We start from the raw sequence: 17,408 nt of genomic DNA on the forward strand, positions 1-17,408 counted from the left end.
TTATCAAGGTGGGACATGATGTTAATGAGTGTGAGATGGGTTTTGGCTGTCCTCTTCATGGGTGCGTTTTTATGCGCCCAAGATACCCCTAACCAGCAAGCCCCCAACAATCCCCAAACCAACCAACCCCTAAGCCAACAACAACCTACTAAACCCCCTCTTACAACCCCCCAAGCCCAGCCCCCGATGAATGATCGCCTAACTCCCCCAGCAGTGGCACAAGATGCTTTGAGTGCGGGCATTAGCGCAATCAAGGTCGGCGATTACCGCAGTGCTTTTAAACTCTTTGCTAAATCTTGCGATCAGGGTAACCCAGCGGGCTGTTTTGCGGTGGGCACGATGTATGATAATGGCGTGGGGATTCAAAGTGACCCAGAAAAAGCTACGCGTTATTACGAAATGGGCTGTAGCGGGGGCGATGCGAGTGCGTGTGCCAACTTAGCCCAAACCTATGACTACAAACAAAATCCGACCCCTGATGACAAAGAAAAAGCCGCCCAACTCTATGCAGTGGGATGCTCTGGGGGCGATGTGTTGGCGTGCAATAATTTAGCATGGATGTATGCTAATGGGGTGGGTGTACCTAAGAATTATTACAAAGCCCTAGAATATTACAAATACGCGTGCGACAATGGGAGCGATTTGGGTTGTTATAATTTGGGTCTGATGAGCAATGTTAAAAATATCTATGGCATTGATAAAGCACAATTGAGCACGGTCGATCTTAATTATTTGGCTTGTAATGCGGGAGACATTCAGGGTTGCGCCAACTTGGGTTGGATATATGCCAAGGGGGCTAATGGCGTGCCTGTGAATAACTTTTATGCCTCAAAATATTTTCAGTTGGCGTGCGATGGGGGGAATTTGTCTAGTTGCAATAATTTGGGGGTATTGTATCAAAAGGGCTTGGGTGTGCCTCAAAGCGATAAACGCGCTCTCGATCTCTTTTCGTATGTGTGTAGTTATGGCTTGCAATCTGGGTGTAATAATTACAGCGTCTTTAAAAATAAACTCTTGCGGGATAATCCCAATTACGGGCATTTGTTCGCGCCACTAGACCCGAGTTTGCGCTAGAGCACTTAAAGACACTTTAAACTAAACGCCCTATAATGGCAAATCTGCAAAAAAGGATCGCGATGAAAGTGTTGTTATTACAAGATGTGAAAAATCTAGGCAAGGCAGGCGATGTGGTTGAGGTCAAGGACGGGTATGGCAATAACTTTTTAATCGCCAAATCCCTAGCCCAACTAGCCACCAACGAGGTGATCAACAAGTACAAAGCCAGTGCTAAAAAACGTGCTGAGCAAGAGGCTCAAGACTTAGCCAATAAGCAAGAGCTAGCCAAAACCCTAGAGAATATCACGCTTAGGATCGTTAAAAAAGTCGGGGCAAATGGCGCGCTCTTTGGCTCGATCACCAAAGAAGAGGTCATTGAGGCGTTGCATGCCAGTCACCCCATTAACTTAGACAAAAAGACCCTAGAGCTCAAAACCCCTATCAAAAGCACGGGGATTTACGAAATTGAGGTCAAGCTTGGACTAGGCGTGCATGGCGTATTAAAAGTAGATGTCGTGGCTGAGTAGGTAGGATGTTCCACGCCACCACGATTTTAGGCTATAAGACGCATTTTGAAGGCAAGGATTATGCCATTATTGGCGGAGATGGGCAGGTTAGCTTTAATAATTGCGTGCTCAAAGGCAATGCGACAAAAATCCGCACCTTGCACCACGGGCAGATTTTAAGCGGATTTGCGGGTAGCACCGCCGATGCCTTTAGTTTGTTTGACATGTTTGAGCGCATTTTGGAGGGCAAGAAGGGGGATTTGTTTAAAAGCGTGGTGGATTTTAGCAAAGAGTGGCGTAAGGATAAGTTTTTGCGCCGTTTAGAGGCGATGATGATTGTGCTTAACAAACAATCCATTTTTATTTTGAGCGGGACGGGTGATGTAGTCGAGCCTGAAGATGGCAAAATCGCTGCCATTGGAAGTGGAGGCAATTACGCTTTGAGTGCCGCCCGCGCACTGGATCAATTCGCCAAACTAGAGCCCAAAACTCTTGTGGAAGAGTCGCTCAAAATTGCGGGCAATCTTTGCATTTACACCAACCAAAACATTAAAATCTTGGAACTTTGATGAAAGATGGAATGGATTTAACGCCCCAAGAAATTGTGGCTTACCTAGATGATTATATCATCGGACAACATGAGGCTAAAAAGACAATCGCCATTGCTTTGCGTAACCGCTGGCGGCGTTTGCAAGTGAGTGCGGACATCCAAGAAGAGATCACCCCCAAAAATATTTTAATGATCGGCTCTACGGGCGTGGGTAAAACCGAGATCGCACGCCGTGCAGCCAAAGTGAAGGGGTTTCCTTTTATCAAGGTAGAGGCGAGCAAATACACGGAGGTGGGCTTTGTGGGGCGTGATGTAGAGTCGATGGTGCGCGATTTGGTCGCTACCAGTATCCACTTGGTGGAAAATGAGGAAAAAGAGAAAAACAAAGAGAAAATTGAAGAGCTCATTGTGGAGCGCATCGCCAAAAAGTTATTGCCTGCTCTGCCTAGTGGTGTGAGTGCGGACAAAAAACAAGAATATGCTTTGAGTTTTGCCAAGATTAAGGACAAGGTGCGTAGCAATGCACTTGATCAGCAAAAAATAGAGATCGAGTTGCACAAGAAACACCTAGAGGGAGATTTTAATAACATGCCCCCAGAAATTGTCAAGGTGCAAGAAAGCTTGATTAAGGTTTTCAACAAAGAGGGCGAAAAAGTTACCAAAGAAATGACAATCAAAGAGGCCAAAGAGGCATTAAGACATGATGTCTCCCAAGCGATCTTGGATATGGAGATGGTGCAACGCGAGGGATTAAAAAGGGCAGCCCAATCAGGTGTGATCTTCATTGATGAGATTGATAAAATCGCGGTGGGTGTCAAGGAGGGCGGGCGGCAAGACCCTAGTAAAGAGGGTGTGCAACGCGACTTGTTGCCCATCATTGAGGGGAGCACGATTCACACCAAGTACGGACCCATTAGCACCGATCATATCCTGTTCATTGCCGCTGGGGCGTTTCACTTGAGCAAACCTAGCGACTTGATCCCCGAGTTACAAGGGCGCTTCCCCTTACGCGCGGAGCTAGAAAGCCTCTCTGAGGAGAGCATGTATAAAATCCTCACCCAAACCAAGACTTCTATCATCAAGCAATACCAAGCCTTGTTGGCTGTTGAAGATGTAGATTTAGTCTTTGAGCCTGAAGCCTTAAGAGAATTAGCCAAACTCTCTTATTTGGCTAACCAAAACGCAGAGGACATTGGCGCGCGCCGCTTGCACACCACCATTGAAAAGGTGCTAGAGGACATTAGCTTTAGTGCTTCTGAATACAAGGGAGAGCGTTTCCAAATCACTAAGGAATATGTGAGCCAACGCTTGCAAAACTTGGTTGATAATGTGGATGCGACTCGTTTTATTTTATGACTAAAGCGGGCTTTATTGCACTCATAGGCCGCCCCAATGCGGGCAAGAGCACGCTATTAAATGCCCTCTTAAATACCCAAATAGCCTTGATCTCACACAAGGCCAATGCCACGCGCAAAGCCCTAAAGGCGATTATCCCCTATACGGACCAAGACAACATAGAATGCCAAATGATTTTTTTGGACACCCCGGGTCTGTGCCACTCTAACAAACTTTTAAACCGAGTGATGGTGCAAGAGAGCTTGCGTGCTTTAACAGGCTGTGATGTAGCCGTGTTTTTAGCCAGCGTGCATGATGGTTTGCAAGGGTATTTGGAGTTTTTGAAATTATGCCACCAACCCCATATCGTCGCCCTTAATAAAATTGACACCGCCACGCCCGCCCAAATTCTAGCCAAAATGCGAGACTACCAGCCCTTTGCCACGAAGTTTCAGGCACTAGTGCCCTTGAGTGCCTCTAAGTTGCAAAATTTAGAGGTTCTATTAGCCCAGCTAGCCCCACTCTTGCCCTCTAGCTCCTTTTATTATGATAGCGATCAAATCAGCGATGCACAGATCAAGGAAATTTACCAAGAGATGATTCGCGAGCAGATTTTCCAATTTTTGAGTGATGAAATCCCCTACGAGAGCGATGTTTTGATTCTCAGTTTCCAAGAGAGCAAATATTTAGACAAAATCAAGGCACAAATCATTGTGGCTAAAGAGAGCCAAAAAAAGATGGTTATTGGCAAAAACGCACAAGTGATCAAAAAGATTGGACGGGTTGCACGGCTTAAAATGCAGGATTTTGGGCAAAAAAAGGTGTTTTTGGAGCTAGAGGTCGTTGTGCAAAAGCATTGGAGTTCTCACAAAGATCAGTTAAAAAAAATGGGCTATGTGGTAGAATGAGGGCTTTTAATTGAAGCGGAGATTTAAATGGCGAAAGATGATGTGATTGAGGTGGATGGGCGGGTGATTGAGTGCTTGCCCAATGCTACCTTTAAAGTCGAGTTGGAGAATAAGCATATCGTGTTGTGCCGCATTTCGGGCAAGATGCGCATGCATTATATCCGGATTGCTCTAGGCGATCGGGTGCGTTTGGAACTCACGCCTTATAGCTTGGATAAAGGGCGGATCACTTTCCGCTACAAATGAACTTAAGTGTTTTTTAAGTGATGATAAAATAGAGTAGAAGTTTTGCATAAGGAGATTGAGATGAAAGTGAGACCTTCTGTTAAGAAAATGTGCGATAAATGCAAGGTCATTAAAAGGCGGGGTGTGATCCGCGTGATTTGCGTTACCCCCAAACACAAACAAAGACAAGGATAAATATGGCAAGGATTGCAGGGGTAGATTTACCCAAGAAAAAACGTGTAGAATACGCCCTAACTTATATCTATGGTGTGGGTTTAAAGAGCTCACGGGATATTTTAGCCAAAGTGCAAATCTCTTTGGATAAAAGAGTACATGAATTGAGCGAGGATGAAGTGTCTAGCATCACCAAAGAGATTCAAGCCAACTATGTCGTGGAGGGGGATTTGCGTAAAAAGGTGCAGATGGATATTAAAGCTTTGATGGATTTGGGGAGCTATAGAGGGATTAGACACCGCAAGGGCCTGCCAGTGCGCGGACAAACCACGAAAAACAACGCCCGCACCCGCAAAGGCAAGAAAAAAACCGTGGGTAGCAAGTAAGGAGCACAGATGGCAAAACGAACAGGCGTCAAAAAGAGAGTTGTTAAAAAGAATATTGCACGGGGCGTGGTGCATATTGCAGCCTCATTTAATAATACCAACATCACCGTTACCGATGAAATGGGCAATGTCATTTGTTGGGCGACCGCTGGAGGGCTAGGCTTTAGAGGTTCTAAAAAATCCACGCCCTATGCCGCCCAGCAAGCTGTCGAAAATGCCATGGTGAAAGCTAAAGAACATGGACTTAAAGAAGTGGGGATCAAGGTGCAGGGTCCAGGTAGCGGGCGTGAGACGGCTATTAAGAGTGTGGGGAGTGTGGAGGGCATTAAGGTGCTTTGGATCAAGGATGTAACGCCCTTACCACACAATGGTTGCCGGCCACCCAAGAGAAGAAGAGTGTAAGGAGCAGACATGGCAAGATACAGAGGTGCAGTGGAGAAACTAGAACGTCGGTTTGGCATTTCTTTAGCCCTAAAAGGTGAGCGCCGCTTGAGTGGCAAAAGTGCTGTGGATAAGCGCGCCTATGGACCCGGACAACATGGGCAAAGAAGAGGTAAAATTTCAGATTATGGCTTGCAGCTAAGAGAAAAGCAAAAAGCCAAGGCCATGTATGGTATTTCCGAAAAACAATTCCGCTCTATTTTCGTTGAAGCCAACCGTATGGAGGGCAATACGGGAGAAAATTTAGTGCGTTTGCTAGAAAGGCGTTTAGACAATGTGGTTTATCGCATGGGCTTTGCAACCACGAGGAGTTTTGCGCGTCAGCTGGTAACCCACGGACATGTGCTGGTAGATGGCAAACGCATGGATATTCCTTCGGCTTTTATTAAAAGCGGGCAAAAGGTAGAGATTAGGGAAAAAAGTAAGCAGAATGCCCAAATCATGCGCGCTGTGGAGCTAAGCAACCAAGTGGGGATCGCCCCTTGGATTGATGTGGATCAAGATCAAAAAATGGGTGTTTTTACCCGCTACCCTGAAAGGGACGAAGTGGTGATCCCCATTGAAGAACGCTTGATTGTTGAGCTTTATTCTAAATAAGAGGGCGGTGCTCTGATGAAAGTGATTAAAGTCGCTCCCCATGTCCCTACGGACATTAGTGTGGAAAAGATTAGCGACAGACATATCAAGGTCTGTGTCTCTGCTTTTGAGAGTGGGTATGCCATCACCCTAGCGCACCCCATCCGCCGCCTACTCTTGCAAAGCTCTGTGGGGTATGCGCCTATTGGAATCAAGATTGAAAATATTGCCCATGAGTTTGATTCGTTACGTGGAATGTCCGAAGATGTGGCATTGTTTATTGCCAACTTAAAAAATATCCGCTTAGTGGGCAAGCACTTAGAAAATGCCCCCAATGACCAGGTGGTGGTGCATTATTCCTTCAAAGGTCCGGCTAAGTTGAGTGGCAAAGATTTGATCAATGAAGAAGTGGATGTGGTGGATCAGCAAGCCTACCTAGCCACCATCAACGAGGATATTCAGTTGGATTTTTCTATTATTTTGCAAAAGGGCATGGGTTATGTGCCCAGTGAGATCATTAGAGGCTACATCTCCAGCGACTACATCCCCCTAGATGCCTACTTCACCCCCATTAAAAAGGTCGTCTATAACATCGAAAATATACTTGTAGATGGCAACCCTAATTTTGAAAAAGTGATCTTTGAGATTGAAAGCGATGGGCAGATTGACCCCCAGCACGCCTTCCAAGAAGCGATCAAAACCATGAATGCCCAGTTACATATCTTCAATGGGAACATGGCAGACTTTAAAGCCGCGCACGGGCATTTGGAAGACAGCCTAGAGGTCAAGGAATTGACCATGAAGGTCGAAGAACTTAATCTAAGCGCACGCTGTTTTAATTGTTTGGACAAAATCGGGATTAAGTATGTCGGTGAGTTAGTTTTGATGGACAGTTACGAGCTCAAGGGCATTAAGAACTTGGGTAAAAAGTCCTACGATGAGATTGCTGAAAAACTCGAGCAGTTAAAGTACCCCGTGGGTTCTGATCTTTCCAGCGACTTTAAAGCTTCTTTGAAAGCCAAGATTGACAAAATGAAAAATGAGGAAAACTAATGCGCCACAAGAATCGGTTTAGAAAATTAGGCAGGACGAGTTCCCACAGAAAAGCGTTGCTCAAAAACCTAGCTATCTCTTTGATTGAGTATGAAAAAATTGAAACGGGTGTCTTTAAGGCCAAGGAGTTGCGCTCCTACATCGAAAAACTGGTTAGTGTTGCCAAAAAAGGCGACTTTAACGCCCACCGCCAAGTCTTTGCTTATTTGCAACACAAGAGGGCTACACACAAGCTAGTTACCCAGATTGCTCCCAAGTATGCCGAACGCAAGGGGGGGTATACCAGCATCCATAGGAGTGCCATTAGAAGGGGCGATGCCTCTGTTTTGGCTTCTATTGCCTTTATTTAGCCTTTCTTAGGAGGGCACATGGAATTTTTGGGATTTGCCGTTACTCTGATCGTGGTAGCGATCATCTTTTTTAAACCTGCATGGGAGCGGTTAGCCTTTGGGCTCTTTGTAACGATGTGGTTGGTGGAACTGGTCATGTTTGTTGCGCATAGCTCTAGCGTGTTGCCTAATATGAACTTGTAGGGCTTACCCAAGTTTGGAGCGGGCACTAGCCCGATAAAAGACCATGCTCCACCCATCTACCAACAATCTTTTTATCCCCTACACTCTTAAGCAAGAGCCCTCAAGCTCGATTATTTTGAGAAAAACACGCAAGTTAGCCTCAACCACTTTAGAACAAGCTTATAGAAAAAGGAGTGCTAAATGAGAATGGTTCTTAAACAACTTGTGCGGGAGACACGAGTCTTTTTTGGAATAGGGTTTTTCTCCTTGCTCCCTTTAGGTGCAGAGAGTAGCGGTGTATTCATAGAAGGGGGATTCCAGTATTCTTACGCTTCGGGTGCTTTCAAGCAAGATACGGTTATGCAATACACAATACCAGGAACACCCACCTTGACAACCAAAATCAAAAACCCCTACAATGGCAATCTTTTTGGGGGGAATATCCAAGTGGGTTATAAGCTGTTCTTTGGTCAAACAAGACGCTTTGGCTTGCGTCTCTATGGCTTTTTTAGTGGGCAGACAGGGTATGCTAACTCTGTTGAGAATAGCAATGCCGATCCTAAATTTGTTGTTACCGATCAGCCCGGCACTAATCTTTTCTATGGTGGGGGGATGGACATGCTCTACAACTTCTATGATAGCAATAAGCGTTCTTTTGGTGTTTTTGCAGGCGTGATGGTGGGGTGGAGCTCTTGGTCAATGGGCAAGGATAAACAATGCCGTTGGTCATCTATCCACAAACGCGGGGGTGGCTCTAGTGGTTGTATCACAATGAACGAATTCTTTAATGAACAAGTGCGCATTAACCATAAATTCTATCCTGGCCTCAAATCTTCTTTCTCACCTGCTTTTGTGCAACTCCTTGTCAATCTAGGGTTTAGGTTTAATTTTACCAAACATCAAGGTTTTGAGGTGGGCGTGCGGATTCCGACTATCAACAACCTTTACTATGCCGATAGGGGCACTTATGCAATGGGGAGAATGCTTAAAATTAAGATCGACAGCACACTCATTCTCAGACGCAACATTGTAGCGTTCGTCAATTATGTTGTCAATTTTTAAAGGCTAGAATAACTTTAGGGGGCAAAGCCCCTTTACCCCTTCCTCTTTTCCACAATTTCCTTAGCGATGTTAGCGGGGACTTCGCCGTAGTGATCAAACTCCATAGAATAAGTGCCCCGTCCTTGCGTAGCAGAGCGCAGATCGGTGGAGTAGCCAAACATTTCCACCAAAGGCACAAAGGCATTGACGATTTTAAGCCCCAATCTGTCGTCCATCGCGTTGATTTGCCCCCTGCGGCGGTTTAAATCCCCAATCACATCACCCATATACTCCTCGGGCACTTCCACTTCTACCTTCATCATGGGCTCTAAAAGCACAGGGTTAGCCGCACGGCAAGCCTCTTTAAACGCCATAGAGCCGGCGATTTTAAAGGCCATCTCTGAAGAATCCACTTCGTGGTAACTGCCATCATATAGGGTAACTTTACAATCCACGACCGGATAGCCGGCGAGCACCCCGCTTTGCATCGCCTCTTGGATGCCCTTATCCACCGCCGGGATATACTCTTTGGGGATCACGCCCCCGCTGATTTCATTGACAAACTCATAACCTGTGCCCGGATCTTTAGGCTCAAGCTTAATAAAGACATGCCCGTATTGCCCACGCCCGCCGGATTGTTTGGCGTATTTATGCTCTTTTTGCACCGCGCTTCTAATGGTTTCTCTAAAGGCGACTTGGGGTTGGCCCACCTCCGCCTCGACTTTAAACTCCCGTTTCAAGCGATCCACGATGATCTCAAGGTGCAATTCACCCATCCCGCCGATCAAGGTTTGCCCCGTTTCCTCTTGGGTCATCACCCTAAAGCTGGGGTCTTCTTCAGCCAGTTTTCCCAAAGCCACGCCCATTTTTTCTTGGTCGGCTTTGGTTTTGGGCTCTACGGCGATGTGGATCACAGGCTCAGGAAACTCCATCCGTTCCAACACTACCGGGCTTTTCTCATGACAAAGGGTGTCACCAGTCAGTGTGTCTTTGAGCCCTACAAAGGCGCAAATTTCCCCAGCATAAACTTCCTTGATGTCCTCACGCTTGTTGGAGTGCATTTTTAAGAGTCGCCCTACGCGCTCCTTTTTATCCTTCGTGGAGTTGTAAATATAACTCCCCGATTCAAGCTTGCCCCGGTAAGCACGCACAAAAGTGAGTTGCCCCACAAAGGGATCGGTCATGATCTTAAAAGCCAACCCGGCAAAATCCCCCTCATCGCTAGATTGCACCTTGATTTCTTCTTCATTTCTAGGATCAACCCCCTTGATGTCGGCTACTTCTGTGGGGGCGGGTAGATAGTCAATCACCGCATCTAATAGAGTTTGCACACCCTTATTTTTAAAAGAAGACCCACAGAGCATAGGGATCAAGGACATGTTCAAGCATCCTAGCTTAATGCCTCTTTTAATCTCCTCCACACTCAAAGTCTCCCCACCCAAATACTTCTCCATCAAAGTTTCATCTTGTTCAGCCACCGCCTCTAAGAGTTTGTCGCGGTACTCTTGGGCTTTGGCTTGCAAATCGCTAGGGATGTCTTGGACTTCATATTTGGCTCCCATCGCCTCATTAGCCCAAATAATGGCTTTCATCGCCACCAAGTCGATCACACCCTGAAAAGTGTCTTCTGCCCCAATGGGAATATTAATGGGCACAGGGTTAGCTTTCAGGCGTTCTTTAATTTGGTTTTCGACGCTATAAAAATTTGCCCCGATGCGATCCATCTTATTGACAAAAACGATTCGGGGCACGCCATATTTATTGGCTTGTCGCCACACGGTTTCACTCTGGGGTTGTACCCCACCTACTGAGCAAAAAACCCCCACCGCACCATCTAGCACACGCATGGATCGCTCAACCTCAATGGTGAAATCCACATGCCCGGGGGTGTCAATCAAATTAATTTGGTGATCTTTCCAAAAACAAGTGGTGGCCGCAGAGGTGATGGTGATGCCTCTTTCTTTCTCTTGCTCCATCCAGTCCATCGTGGCCGCGCCGTCATGCACTTCGCCGATTTTGTGGCTCACACCGGTGTAAAACAAAATGCGCTCGGAAGTGGTGGTTTTGCCTGCATCAATGTGGGCAGCAATCCCAATATTGCGGATTTTTTCTAAAGGAGTTTTGCGTGCCATAAAGACCCCTTACCAGCGGTAATGGGCAAAAGCTTTATTGGCTTCTGCCATTTTGTGGATTTCTTCTTTTTTTCTAAACGCCGCACCCTTATCGCTGGCTGCATCCAATAACTCATTGGCTAGTTTATCCACCATGGCGCGCTCATTGCGCTTGCGACTAGCTTCTAAAATCCAGCGAATCGACAAGGATTGTTGCCTAGTTGGGCGCACCTCGACGGGCACTTGGTAAGTTGCCCCGCCTACACGCCGTGAGCGCACCTCCACTAAGGGCTTGACATTTTCTAAAGCCTTTTCAAAAACTTCAATACCCTTTTCCCCACTTTTTTCCTCAATTTTTTGCAAGGCAGCGTAGATAATTTTCTCAGCCACGCTTCTTTTGCCCTCATACATCATCTTGTTGATAAACTTGGTAACTACCTTGCTATTATAAACCGGATCGCCTAGCACCTCCCTAACGGGAGCTCTTCTTCGTCTCATCTTTGCACCTCTTTTGTGTTACTTATTGGGCTTGCCCTTTTGTTCCCCTACCTTAGCTTTCTTAGCCCCATATTTGCTACGCGATACAGAGCGTTTATTCACCCCAGCGGTATCTAACGCCCCACGCACAATGTGGTATTTCACCCCGGGCAAGTCTTTTACCCGGCCACCGCGCACAAGCACAATGGAGTGTTCTTGCAAATTATGCCCCTCCCCGGGAATATAGCTAATCACCTCAAACTTGCTTGTCAAACGCACCTTAGCCACTTTACGCAAGGCAGAGTTAGGCTTTTTGGGTGTTGTGGTATATACACGCGTGCAGACCCCGCGTCTTTGAGGACATTCCACTAAAGCGGGCGATTTAGTCTTTTTAAGGATTTTCTTCCTTTCTTTGCGGATTAATTGGTTGATGGTAGGCAAACTTGTCCTTTATTGCTAAGTTCAAAAAGTTTCATTATACACTAAAAAAGCTTGATCTTGGCTTGACTTGCCAGCTTTATGTTCTAAGTTAATCAAGAGCGTGCAATCTGCTCAAAGTCCTATGCTGTCCGCATGGGTCAAAGGGTATTAGGATTTTGATCGCTTTGACCGTTCTTAATATTCTTAAGGCTTATCACCCCTCCCATAACAGCCACCACACCGGCACCCACCAAAGTCCCCACCAAAGGCACCATAGAACCCCAAAAACCCCAGACAGCCAACCTAACTAAGGGCTTAGGGACTTTAGGATATTCTGCCTTTGTTTTGGGATTTTTAGCTTGTATTCGAATTTTTTAAACCCATGCACCTAAACCTTTGAGTTCCAATAAGTCGGCCAGCTACATTTTACCCACCACTAGCAGTCCATGCCCAAAACCTTTCCAATATCGCTAGGTTTTCTAATGCGGACTCCATCTTATTTGTTTCTTGTCATCGATTTAGGCGCAAGCTGGCTTTAAGATAGTTGCGAGACTTTTTAATCCCTTCATTCTTGGTTTTGCAATGCCGTTTTTTGCTAAGTTGTCTGCAGTGTCTTTGTTGCCATCTTATCAGCCTATTTAAGGGCTTGGGTGCTTGGACTCGTAAGCCATTAGATAGACTAGCAAAGGCTTTAATGCCCGTATCCACACCTAAAGTGCAATGACTCTTTATGGGCTTGTGGTGCGCTTTAAACTCCTCCTGCGTGGTGTCTATTTGGATCGAAACGAAAAAATTATCTCCCTTTTGCGTGATGGTTGCACCATTGATCTTGCCTTGAAATCCTAGTTTTTTAGTCATCTTGATTTTAGGCAAGTTGGGGGCTTTGAGATAGTCTTTGGTATCGCCTTGAATCGCCTTAATAGCATCGCCCACAATATAAAAGCTCCCTTGATATTCTCTTTTGCGTTTAAATCGGGGGTAGCTCACCTTGCCAAGTTTTAAATCTCTAAAGAATTTTTGAAACGCTAGGTTTAAGTGCTTAAAAGGCTGGACTGGCGTATTTGGTAACCTCATAAACAAAAGGAAACTTCTCTTTTTTAAGGGCAGACCCTAGCGCGCTCAACGCGCTGTTAAAAGAAAAGTTGGAGGGCTAGTCGCTCCCCCCTCTCGCGCACACTCTAAGAGATCAAAACTTGAAAAGGGGGTGGGGCTTAAATCTTGCGCCCTTATTGTCAATCCCTTGCTCTTTGTTGTTCTAAAAGATGCCTGTAATGCGCATAATGTTTCTCATCTTTGAGGGCTTTATAGGCATTGGCTAGGTTTTCTAATAAAATGGCTGTGTAGCTTGCCTGTTTTTTAATCGCTAGGCTTTGTTGATAAAATTTAATGGCTTCTTGGTAGTGTTTCTCTTTATAAGCACATTGCCCCGCCATGTAAGAACTAAAGGCAGGGCGGTATTTGATTTGGGCAAGCCAAATAAAACGCTCTAGGGCTTTTTTGTATTCTTGCTCTGTAAAAAGCCCCATGGCATCGTGAAAGGCTTGTTGCCGGTGGTTGTAATCTTTGCTAAAGGACACAGCTTTTTCTTGGTGTGGCTTAAGACTTGGGGAAAAAAGACCTGCTAGCAGAACACACCCAAAAAGAATGACAACAATCACTGATGTGATACGGTAGTGCCGCAATGAGAAACGCAGAAGCCAAAAGAGGCCATAGAATAAACCCAATACAAGAAAGATAAGACCTGCAAGCTCATTTCCAGATTGCGTCTCTTCCTTAACATTTCCATCCACCACATAGCCATACATATCAAGTTGGCAAACCCGATTGCCCCGCCTCACAAATACGGCATCGCTTGTGTAGCGCACCAACTCCCCAGATTTACTAAAAAGCTCCTCGCCATTTTCATCGTAGGCACACACCTTACCTCCCCTTTGCACGACATTATTAATCGCCATTTATAACTCTTTGGGGGCTTGTTGCAGGATCTCCATACTGATATAATTTTGCAATGCCGCTTTGTCTAGCACGCTATCAAAGGCTTGAAAGTTGGTTTGCTCACTCATGTGCGCCTTAATCGCCTCGTGATAGAGAGTCAAAGCGTTTAAGAAGTCTTTAAAATCGGGGCTGTTTTGGGACAATTCGCCCAACATGGCGTGATCTAAATTTTCTTTAAATTTGGCGTTTAACAACACTTGGCTTTTTTGCATGTCTTGCACATTGAGCAAGACAACCCCAATGCCAAAGCTGGTGTGCAAGCGTTTGAGCAAGTCCATTAAATCGCTATCTTGTGTGTTGATTTTCTCCACCACTAGGTAACCCTCGTGCGCCCAAGAGCTGTTGCTAATGGCTTGGAAGTAATATTCTCTGCAATGGCTTAAATCCATCTCCTTTTTGAGCTCAAAAGAAAAGAGTTTCAAGGGCAAATTGCCAAAGTTTTCTACAAATTGGCGCAAGGTGGGCTCAAAGTTTTGGTAGGTAAAGCTTGCCCCCACCATGTCCGGATAAAGCCAAGAGTTTTTACCCTTTGTGCCCTTTAAGGCTTTTTCGTGGTAAATGGTCTTGGTGTGTGCGCCCCATTTGGTGTAAGCAAAGTGGGCTAGTAAAGGGTGTAATAGGCGTTCGTGGTGGGTTTCTATCCTGCCATAAGCCGGGGTTGAGCTCTTTGCATTGAGCGCATATTCTTTTAAGGCAATAGTGATAGGGCGTTGTGAAACCTGCACAAAGGGCAAGTCTTCTTTGTTCTTTAAAGCCAACCACACGGGGTAATAAGTCCCATCTTCTGCTGTACTAAACATCTGGCTAATCTTGCCCGCGCTGTAAAGTTCCTGTGCCCTGCTATAAAGCGCATGGATGGACACGGGGGCTTTTGCCTCTTTGAGCACGGCTAGGACAATGTCTAGGTAGTCTTTTTTCATCTCTTAGCCCCCGTTGTTCATTTGCTTAAAAGCGTGCAGGCTTGCTCATAGCCTAGATCGCAGGCTTTTTTGTAGTATGTTTGGGCTTTTTGTGCATCTTTAGGCACGCCTAAACCCCTTGCATAGAGCGCGCCTAGCCCGGCATAGCCAGCATCCCCTGCTTTTTTATAAAGTTCTAAGGCTTTGGCGAAGTTTTGGCGGAAGGCGTGCCCACCCTCATAGAGTGAGCCCAAACCAGCGTAGCCTCTTGTATCGCCCGCGTTGATGGCACGCCTGTAGTATGTAATCGCACCCAAGTAGTCGCGCACCATCCCTAAACCTTGCTGAGAGGCAAGAGCCAAAGAATAATACCCTGCCTCTCCAGCCTTTCTGTAATACTTGATGGCTTTGCTATAATCTTGTTTCACCCCATAGCCATTTTTGTATAACTGCCCCATGCCCACATAACCTGCAATGTCTCCTAACTTGGCAGCTTGTTGGTAAAACTCCATAGCCTTTGCATAGTCTTGTTTGACCCCCCGCCCATTTTGATAGAAGTTAGCTAGACGCGCATAAGCCAAGGCACTCCCCTTTCGGATAGCTTTTTGGTAGTATTGAATGGCTTTAGCATCATCTTGTTTGACCCCATGCCCCATCTCATACATTTGTCCGATATAAAACCAACCATCACCCTTCCCCAAAGAGGCCGCTTTTTGGTAATACTCGATCGCTTTTGTTGGGCTTTTAGGCACGCCTTTGCCCTCAAGGTATAAGGAGGCCATGCTATAGTAGCCCAAAGCATTGCCCGTTTGCATGCCTTTTTTATAGTAGTTGATCGCCTCTTGGTAGTCTTGGGCTACCCCCTTGCCATCTTTATACATGTTGCCCAGCTCCACATAACCCCAAGAACTGCCCTTATCTGTAGCCTTTTGAAAGTATTCTAGGGCTTGTTGGGCACCTTTTTCCCCCTGCACCCCTATATACAACAACCCGATATGGACATAACCATCCGGATCGCCTGCATTAGCAACCTCTTGGTAAAGCTTAAGGGCGTTGTCATAATCTTGCCCATCTTGGTATTTCTTAGCCTCAGCGTTTAAGAGTCTAATGAGGTCTTTTTTGGACTCTTGATCCCCCGCTTTAGCCCCCTCTTTGTAATAGAATTGGGCTTGGCTAATATTTTGATCAACCCCATAGCCCCCCTTTTCAAAAATAGAGCCTAACATGCGGTTTGCTTCTCGGGCTACCTCTTTGTTATCGCTTGTGCTTACTTGCTTCAAATACTCCATCGCCTTGGCATAGTCTTTTTTCACCCCCAAGCCCTCAAAATACAAATGTCCTATTTGCACATATGCCCCCAATGCCATATTCCCCTCGTTGTCTGTCTTGCCTTTTTGATAATACTCCATCGCCTTGGCATAGTCTTTTTTCACCCCCAAGCCATATTCATACATAACTCCCAATTCCACAAGTCCTGCAACATTCCCTTTTAGCGAGGCTTTTTCAAAGTATTTAAACGCCTTGTGGTAGTCTTTGGCAACCCCCAATCCACTGCTATACATAGTCCCCAATTGAATCATCGCAGCATCATCGCCCTTTTCAGCGGCCTTTTGGTAGGCTTCTAGGGCTTTTTTGTATTGTTTGGCTTGTTGATACAAGTTTCCCAAATCTGTATAAGCGGTGTAAATCCCCGCTTGCACAGCCACTTTAAAACATGCGATGGCATCTTTTTCTGTCAATCCGGCAGCACCTACAACGGATTGGTAACCGCTCATTGCCCCATGCATCACATTGTAGTTAAAAGGAAATTGGCATTCTTGCGGATCAAACTGCTTTGCCCCCAAAATGCCCGCTCCCAACCCCAAAACACAAGCCGCAAACTTCATTTTTGTTTTCATCTATTCTCCTTTAGCTTATTGACCGATGACATCCAAGACTTGGCAAGCCTGTTTGACATTGCCTTTGCATGCAATGTTTAAATGTTCCCGGGCTTTGTCGCCATTTTCGGGCACACCGATCCCATTGATGTACATGATCGCTAAAGTCAAATGGGCGGGCATGTTTTGCCCTTGAATGGCTAAATTCGCGTATTCTAAGGCTTTTTTAGTGTCTTGCTTTGTGCCTGCACCAAAGACATACATATGGGCTAATCTAGCGTATGCGCTAACAACTTTTTTGCTAGCGGCTTGGGTGTAGTAGTCAAAGGCTTTGGCATCATCTTGTGCCACGCCCTGAGCATTAAAGTACATATCTCCTAGTGCCACCAGCGCATCAGCATTACCCCCCTTGATGGCTTCTTGCAAGTCTGTTAGGGCTTCGTCATAGCTATAGTCTTCATAGCCTACTTGGTTTGGATTTGCTAGGTATGATGTGGCGCGTTTGTAGGCTAATTGCGTTTGTATAGACTGCCATTGTGTTTGTAAAGACTGCCCTGTCTGTCGTTGTTTAGCCCCCTCAGCCCCCCTAGCCTGCTGCCACTCTTGGCGTTTTTTTTGCAAAATTTGATTGGGTGTTTCTTGGGGTTGTGAATTCCCCAACAACCCCCCCAAGCACCCACTTAACATAGGGGCTAATAAACACCCACCCAGCACAACAGAACATGATTTAAAGATTTTCATAAGAGCCCCCCAAGAATGAGGGCTAAAAAAGCAAGAGAATTAGAGAGAGGTGGGGGGGGGGGGGGGGGGGGGGGGGGGGGGGGGGGGGGGGGGGGGGGGGGGGGGGGGGGGGGGGGGGGGGGGGG

General features: G+C 46.1%; 21 protein-coding genes and 1 pseudogene. 14 read left to right on the top strand and 8 right to left on the bottom strand.

Annotated features, from left to right (window positions below):
• The first annotated feature begins 18 nt into the window (after positions 1-18).
• The 14 genes from FNE76_RS04715 to FNE76_RS04775 all read left to right on the top strand — a co-directional run bounded on the left by FNE76_RS04715 (position 19) and on the right by FNE76_RS04775 (position 8,784).
• A complete protein-coding gene (locus FNE76_RS04715) occupies positions 19-1,074 on the top strand; it encodes an SEL1-like repeat protein (RefSeq protein ID WP_120948284.1) in 1,056 nt (351 codons plus the stop codon).
• 62 nt (positions 1,075-1,136) lie between these two features.
• Positions 1,137-1,583, top strand: coding sequence for a 50S ribosomal protein L9 (gene rplI, locus FNE76_RS04720; RefSeq protein ID WP_120948261.1), 447 nt, complete (start codon positions 1,137-1,139; stop codon positions 1,581-1,583).
• Between the two features lie 5 nt (positions 1,584-1,588).
• Positions 1,589-2,131 (top strand): ATP-dependent protease subunit HslV, encoded by a 543-nt coding sequence (gene hslV / locus FNE76_RS04725; protein WP_104758768.1) that lies wholly within the window; start codon positions 1,589-1,591, stop codon positions 2,129-2,131.
• An 11-nt stretch (positions 2,132-2,142) separates the two neighbouring features.
• A complete protein-coding gene (gene hslU / locus FNE76_RS04730) occupies positions 2,143-3,468 on the top strand; it encodes an HslU--HslV peptidase ATPase subunit (RefSeq protein ID WP_185962998.1) in 1,326 nt (441 codons plus the stop codon).
• Positions 3,465-4,355, top strand: a complete 891-nt coding sequence (gene era / locus FNE76_RS04735; RefSeq protein ID WP_120948262.1) for a GTPase Era — start codon at positions 3,465-3,467, stop codon at positions 4,353-4,355. Before hslU ends, era begins: the two co-directional genes overlap by 4 nt.
• Positions 4,356-4,382: 27 nt before the next feature.
• On the top strand, positions 4,383-4,601 hold the full coding sequence (gene infA / locus FNE76_RS04740; RefSeq protein ID WP_013890401.1) for a translation initiation factor IF-1: 219 nt from the start codon (positions 4,383-4,385) through the stop codon (positions 4,599-4,601).
• A 60-nt stretch (positions 4,602-4,661) separates the two neighbouring features.
• Positions 4,662-4,775 carry a 50S ribosomal protein L36 gene (gene rpmJ, locus FNE76_RS04745; RefSeq protein ID WP_006016749.1) on the top strand — a complete coding sequence of 38 codons (114 nt, stop codon included), beginning with the start codon at positions 4,662-4,664 and terminating at the stop codon, positions 4,773-4,775.
• Positions 4,776-4,777: 2 nt separating this feature from the next.
• Positions 4,778-5,140 carry a 30S ribosomal protein S13 gene (gene rpsM / locus FNE76_RS04750; protein WP_006016748.1) on the top strand — a complete coding sequence of 121 codons (363 nt, stop codon included), beginning with the start codon at positions 4,778-4,780 and terminating at the stop codon, positions 5,138-5,140.
• Between the two features lie 9 nt (positions 5,141-5,149).
• Complete coding sequence (rpsK, locus tag FNE76_RS04755; protein ID WP_120948263.1) at positions 5,150-5,542, top strand: 30S ribosomal protein S11; 393 nt, start codon at positions 5,150-5,152, stop codon at positions 5,540-5,542.
• Between the two features lie 9 nt (positions 5,543-5,551).
• The gene (gene rpsD / locus FNE76_RS04760) at positions 5,552-6,178 is read left to right on the top strand and encodes a 30S ribosomal protein S4 (protein WP_120948264.1); all 627 of its coding nucleotides are present in this window, start codon (positions 5,552-5,554) and stop codon (positions 6,176-6,178) included.
• A gap of 15 nt (positions 6,179-6,193) precedes the next feature.
• Positions 6,194-7,210 (top strand): DNA-directed RNA polymerase subunit alpha, encoded by a 1,017-nt coding sequence (locus tag FNE76_RS04765; RefSeq protein WP_120948265.1) that lies wholly within the window; start codon positions 6,194-6,196, stop codon positions 7,208-7,210.
• Positions 7,210-7,560, top strand: a complete 351-nt coding sequence (gene rplQ, locus FNE76_RS04770) for a 50S ribosomal protein L17 (protein WP_120948266.1) — start codon at positions 7,210-7,212, stop codon at positions 7,558-7,560. The genes FNE76_RS04765 and rplQ overlap by 1 nt, the downstream gene beginning before the upstream one ends.
• A gap of 18 nt (positions 7,561-7,578) precedes the next feature.
• On the top strand, positions 7,579-7,743 hold the full coding sequence (locus FNE76_RS08260) for a hypothetical protein (RefSeq protein WP_162983078.1): 165 nt from the start codon (positions 7,579-7,581) through the stop codon (positions 7,741-7,743).
• 180 nt (positions 7,744-7,923) lie between these two features.
• A complete protein-coding gene (locus tag FNE76_RS04775) occupies positions 7,924-8,784 on the top strand; it encodes an outer membrane protein (RefSeq protein ID WP_120948267.1) in 861 nt (286 codons plus the stop codon).
• A gap of 32 nt (positions 8,785-8,816) precedes the next feature.
• On the opposite strand, the gene fusA is transcribed toward FNE76_RS04775, so the two are convergent.
• The 8 genes and pseudogenes from fusA to FNE76_RS04815 form a co-directional block, all read right to left on the bottom strand.
• Entirely contained in the window at positions 8,817-10,895 is a 2,079-nt protein-coding gene (fusA, locus tag FNE76_RS04780; RefSeq protein ID WP_120948268.1) for an elongation factor G, read from the bottom strand.
• Between the two features lie 9 nt (positions 10,896-10,904).
• Positions 10,905-11,372: a 30S ribosomal protein S7 gene (gene rpsG / locus FNE76_RS04785; protein WP_120948269.1), complete on the bottom strand. Its 468-nt coding sequence runs from the start codon at positions 11,370-11,372 to the stop codon at positions 10,905-10,907.
• Between the two features lie 18 nt (positions 11,373-11,390).
• Positions 11,391-11,792 (bottom strand): 30S ribosomal protein S12, encoded by a 402-nt coding sequence (gene rpsL / locus FNE76_RS04790; RefSeq protein WP_120948270.1) that lies wholly within the window; start codon positions 11,790-11,792, stop codon positions 11,391-11,393.
• A gap of 498 nt (positions 11,793-12,290) precedes the next feature.
• A pseudogene (locus FNE76_RS04795) lies at positions 12,291-12,894 on the bottom strand (RNA-guided endonuclease InsQ/TnpB family protein); the annotation flags it as partial.
• A 109-nt stretch (positions 12,895-13,003) separates the two neighbouring features.
• The gene (locus FNE76_RS08545) at positions 13,004-13,726 is read right to left on the bottom strand and encodes a hypothetical protein (protein WP_235852248.1); all 723 of its coding nucleotides are present in this window, start codon (positions 13,724-13,726) and stop codon (positions 13,004-13,006) included.
• On the bottom strand, positions 13,727-14,686 hold the full coding sequence (locus FNE76_RS04805; RefSeq protein ID WP_143928403.1) for an HrgA protein: 960 nt from the start codon (positions 14,684-14,686) through the stop codon (positions 13,727-13,729).
• Positions 14,687-14,703: 17 nt separating this feature from the next.
• Complete coding sequence (locus FNE76_RS04810) at positions 14,704-16,563, bottom strand: SEL1-like repeat protein (protein WP_120948272.1); 1,860 nt, start codon at positions 16,561-16,563, stop codon at positions 14,704-14,706.
• Between the two features lie 15 nt (positions 16,564-16,578).
• Entirely contained in the window at positions 16,579-17,283 is a 705-nt protein-coding gene (locus FNE76_RS04815; RefSeq protein ID WP_143928404.1) for a tetratricopeptide repeat protein, read from the bottom strand.
• Between the last annotated feature and the right edge of the window lie 125 nt (positions 17,284-17,408).

This window comes from Helicobacter mehlei (assembly GCF_007280785.1).
In the GTDB taxonomy this organism is placed as follows: domain Bacteria; phylum Campylobacterota; class Campylobacteria; order Campylobacterales; family Helicobacteraceae; genus Helicobacter; species Helicobacter mehlei.

What these genes read in the sequence shown, in the direction of transcription:
- FNE76_RS04715 (WP_120948284.1), top strand. Translation starts at nt 19, where the DNA reads ATGTTAATGAGTGTGAGATGGGTTTTGGCTGTCCTCTTCATGGGTGCG.
- rplI (WP_120948261.1), top strand. Translation starts at nt 1,137, where the DNA reads ATGAAAGTGTTGTTATTACAAGATGTGAAAAATCTAGGCAAGGCAGGC.
- hslV (WP_104758768.1), top strand. Translation starts at nt 1,589, where the DNA reads ATGTTCCACGCCACCACGATTTTAGGCTATAAGACGCATTTTGAAGGC.
- hslU (WP_185962998.1), top strand. Translation starts at nt 2,143, where the DNA reads ATGGATTTAACGCCCCAAGAAATTGTGGCTTACCTAGATGATTATATC.
- era (WP_120948262.1), top strand. Translation starts at nt 3,465, where the DNA reads ATGACTAAAGCGGGCTTTATTGCACTCATAGGCCGCCCCAATGCGGGC.
- infA (WP_013890401.1), top strand. Translation starts at nt 4,383, where the DNA reads ATGGCGAAAGATGATGTGATTGAGGTGGATGGGCGGGTGATTGAGTGC.
- rpmJ (WP_006016749.1), top strand. Translation starts at nt 4,662, where the DNA reads ATGAAAGTGAGACCTTCTGTTAAGAAAATGTGCGATAAATGCAAGGTC.
- rpsM (WP_006016748.1), top strand. Translation starts at nt 4,778, where the DNA reads ATGGCAAGGATTGCAGGGGTAGATTTACCCAAGAAAAAACGTGTAGAA.
- rpsK (WP_120948263.1), top strand. Translation starts at nt 5,150, where the DNA reads ATGGCAAAACGAACAGGCGTCAAAAAGAGAGTTGTTAAAAAGAATATT.
- rpsD (WP_120948264.1), top strand. Translation starts at nt 5,552, where the DNA reads ATGGCAAGATACAGAGGTGCAGTGGAGAAACTAGAACGTCGGTTTGGC.
- FNE76_RS04765 (WP_120948265.1), top strand. Translation starts at nt 6,194, where the DNA reads ATGAAAGTGATTAAAGTCGCTCCCCATGTCCCTACGGACATTAGTGTG.
- rplQ (WP_120948266.1), top strand. Translation starts at nt 7,210, where the DNA reads ATGCGCCACAAGAATCGGTTTAGAAAATTAGGCAGGACGAGTTCCCAC.
- FNE76_RS08260 (WP_162983078.1), top strand. Translation starts at nt 7,579, where the DNA reads ATGGAATTTTTGGGATTTGCCGTTACTCTGATCGTGGTAGCGATCATC.
- FNE76_RS04775 (WP_120948267.1), top strand. Translation starts at nt 7,924, where the DNA reads ATGAGAATGGTTCTTAAACAACTTGTGCGGGAGACACGAGTCTTTTTT.
- fusA (WP_120948268.1), bottom strand. Translation starts at nt 10,895, where the DNA reads ATGGCACGCAAAACTCCTTTAGAAAAAATCCGCAATATTGGGATTGCT.
- rpsG (WP_120948269.1), bottom strand. Translation starts at nt 11,372, where the DNA reads ATGAGACGAAGAAGAGCTCCCGTTAGGGAGGTGCTAGGCGATCCGGTT.
- FNE76_RS08545 (WP_235852248.1), bottom strand. Translation starts at nt 13,726, where the DNA reads ATGGCGATTAATAATGTCGTGCAAAGGGGAGGTAAGGTGTGTGCCTAC.
- FNE76_RS04805 (WP_143928403.1), bottom strand. Translation starts at nt 14,686, where the DNA reads ATGAAAAAAGACTACCTAGACATTGTCCTAGCCGTGCTCAAAGAGGCA.
- FNE76_RS04810 (WP_120948272.1), bottom strand. Translation starts at nt 16,563, where the DNA reads ATGAAAACAAAAATGAAGTTTGCGGCTTGTGTTTTGGGGTTGGGAGCG.
- FNE76_RS04815 (WP_143928404.1), bottom strand. Translation starts at nt 17,283, where the DNA reads ATGAAAATCTTTAAATCATGTTCTGTTGTGCTGGGTGGGTGTTTATTA.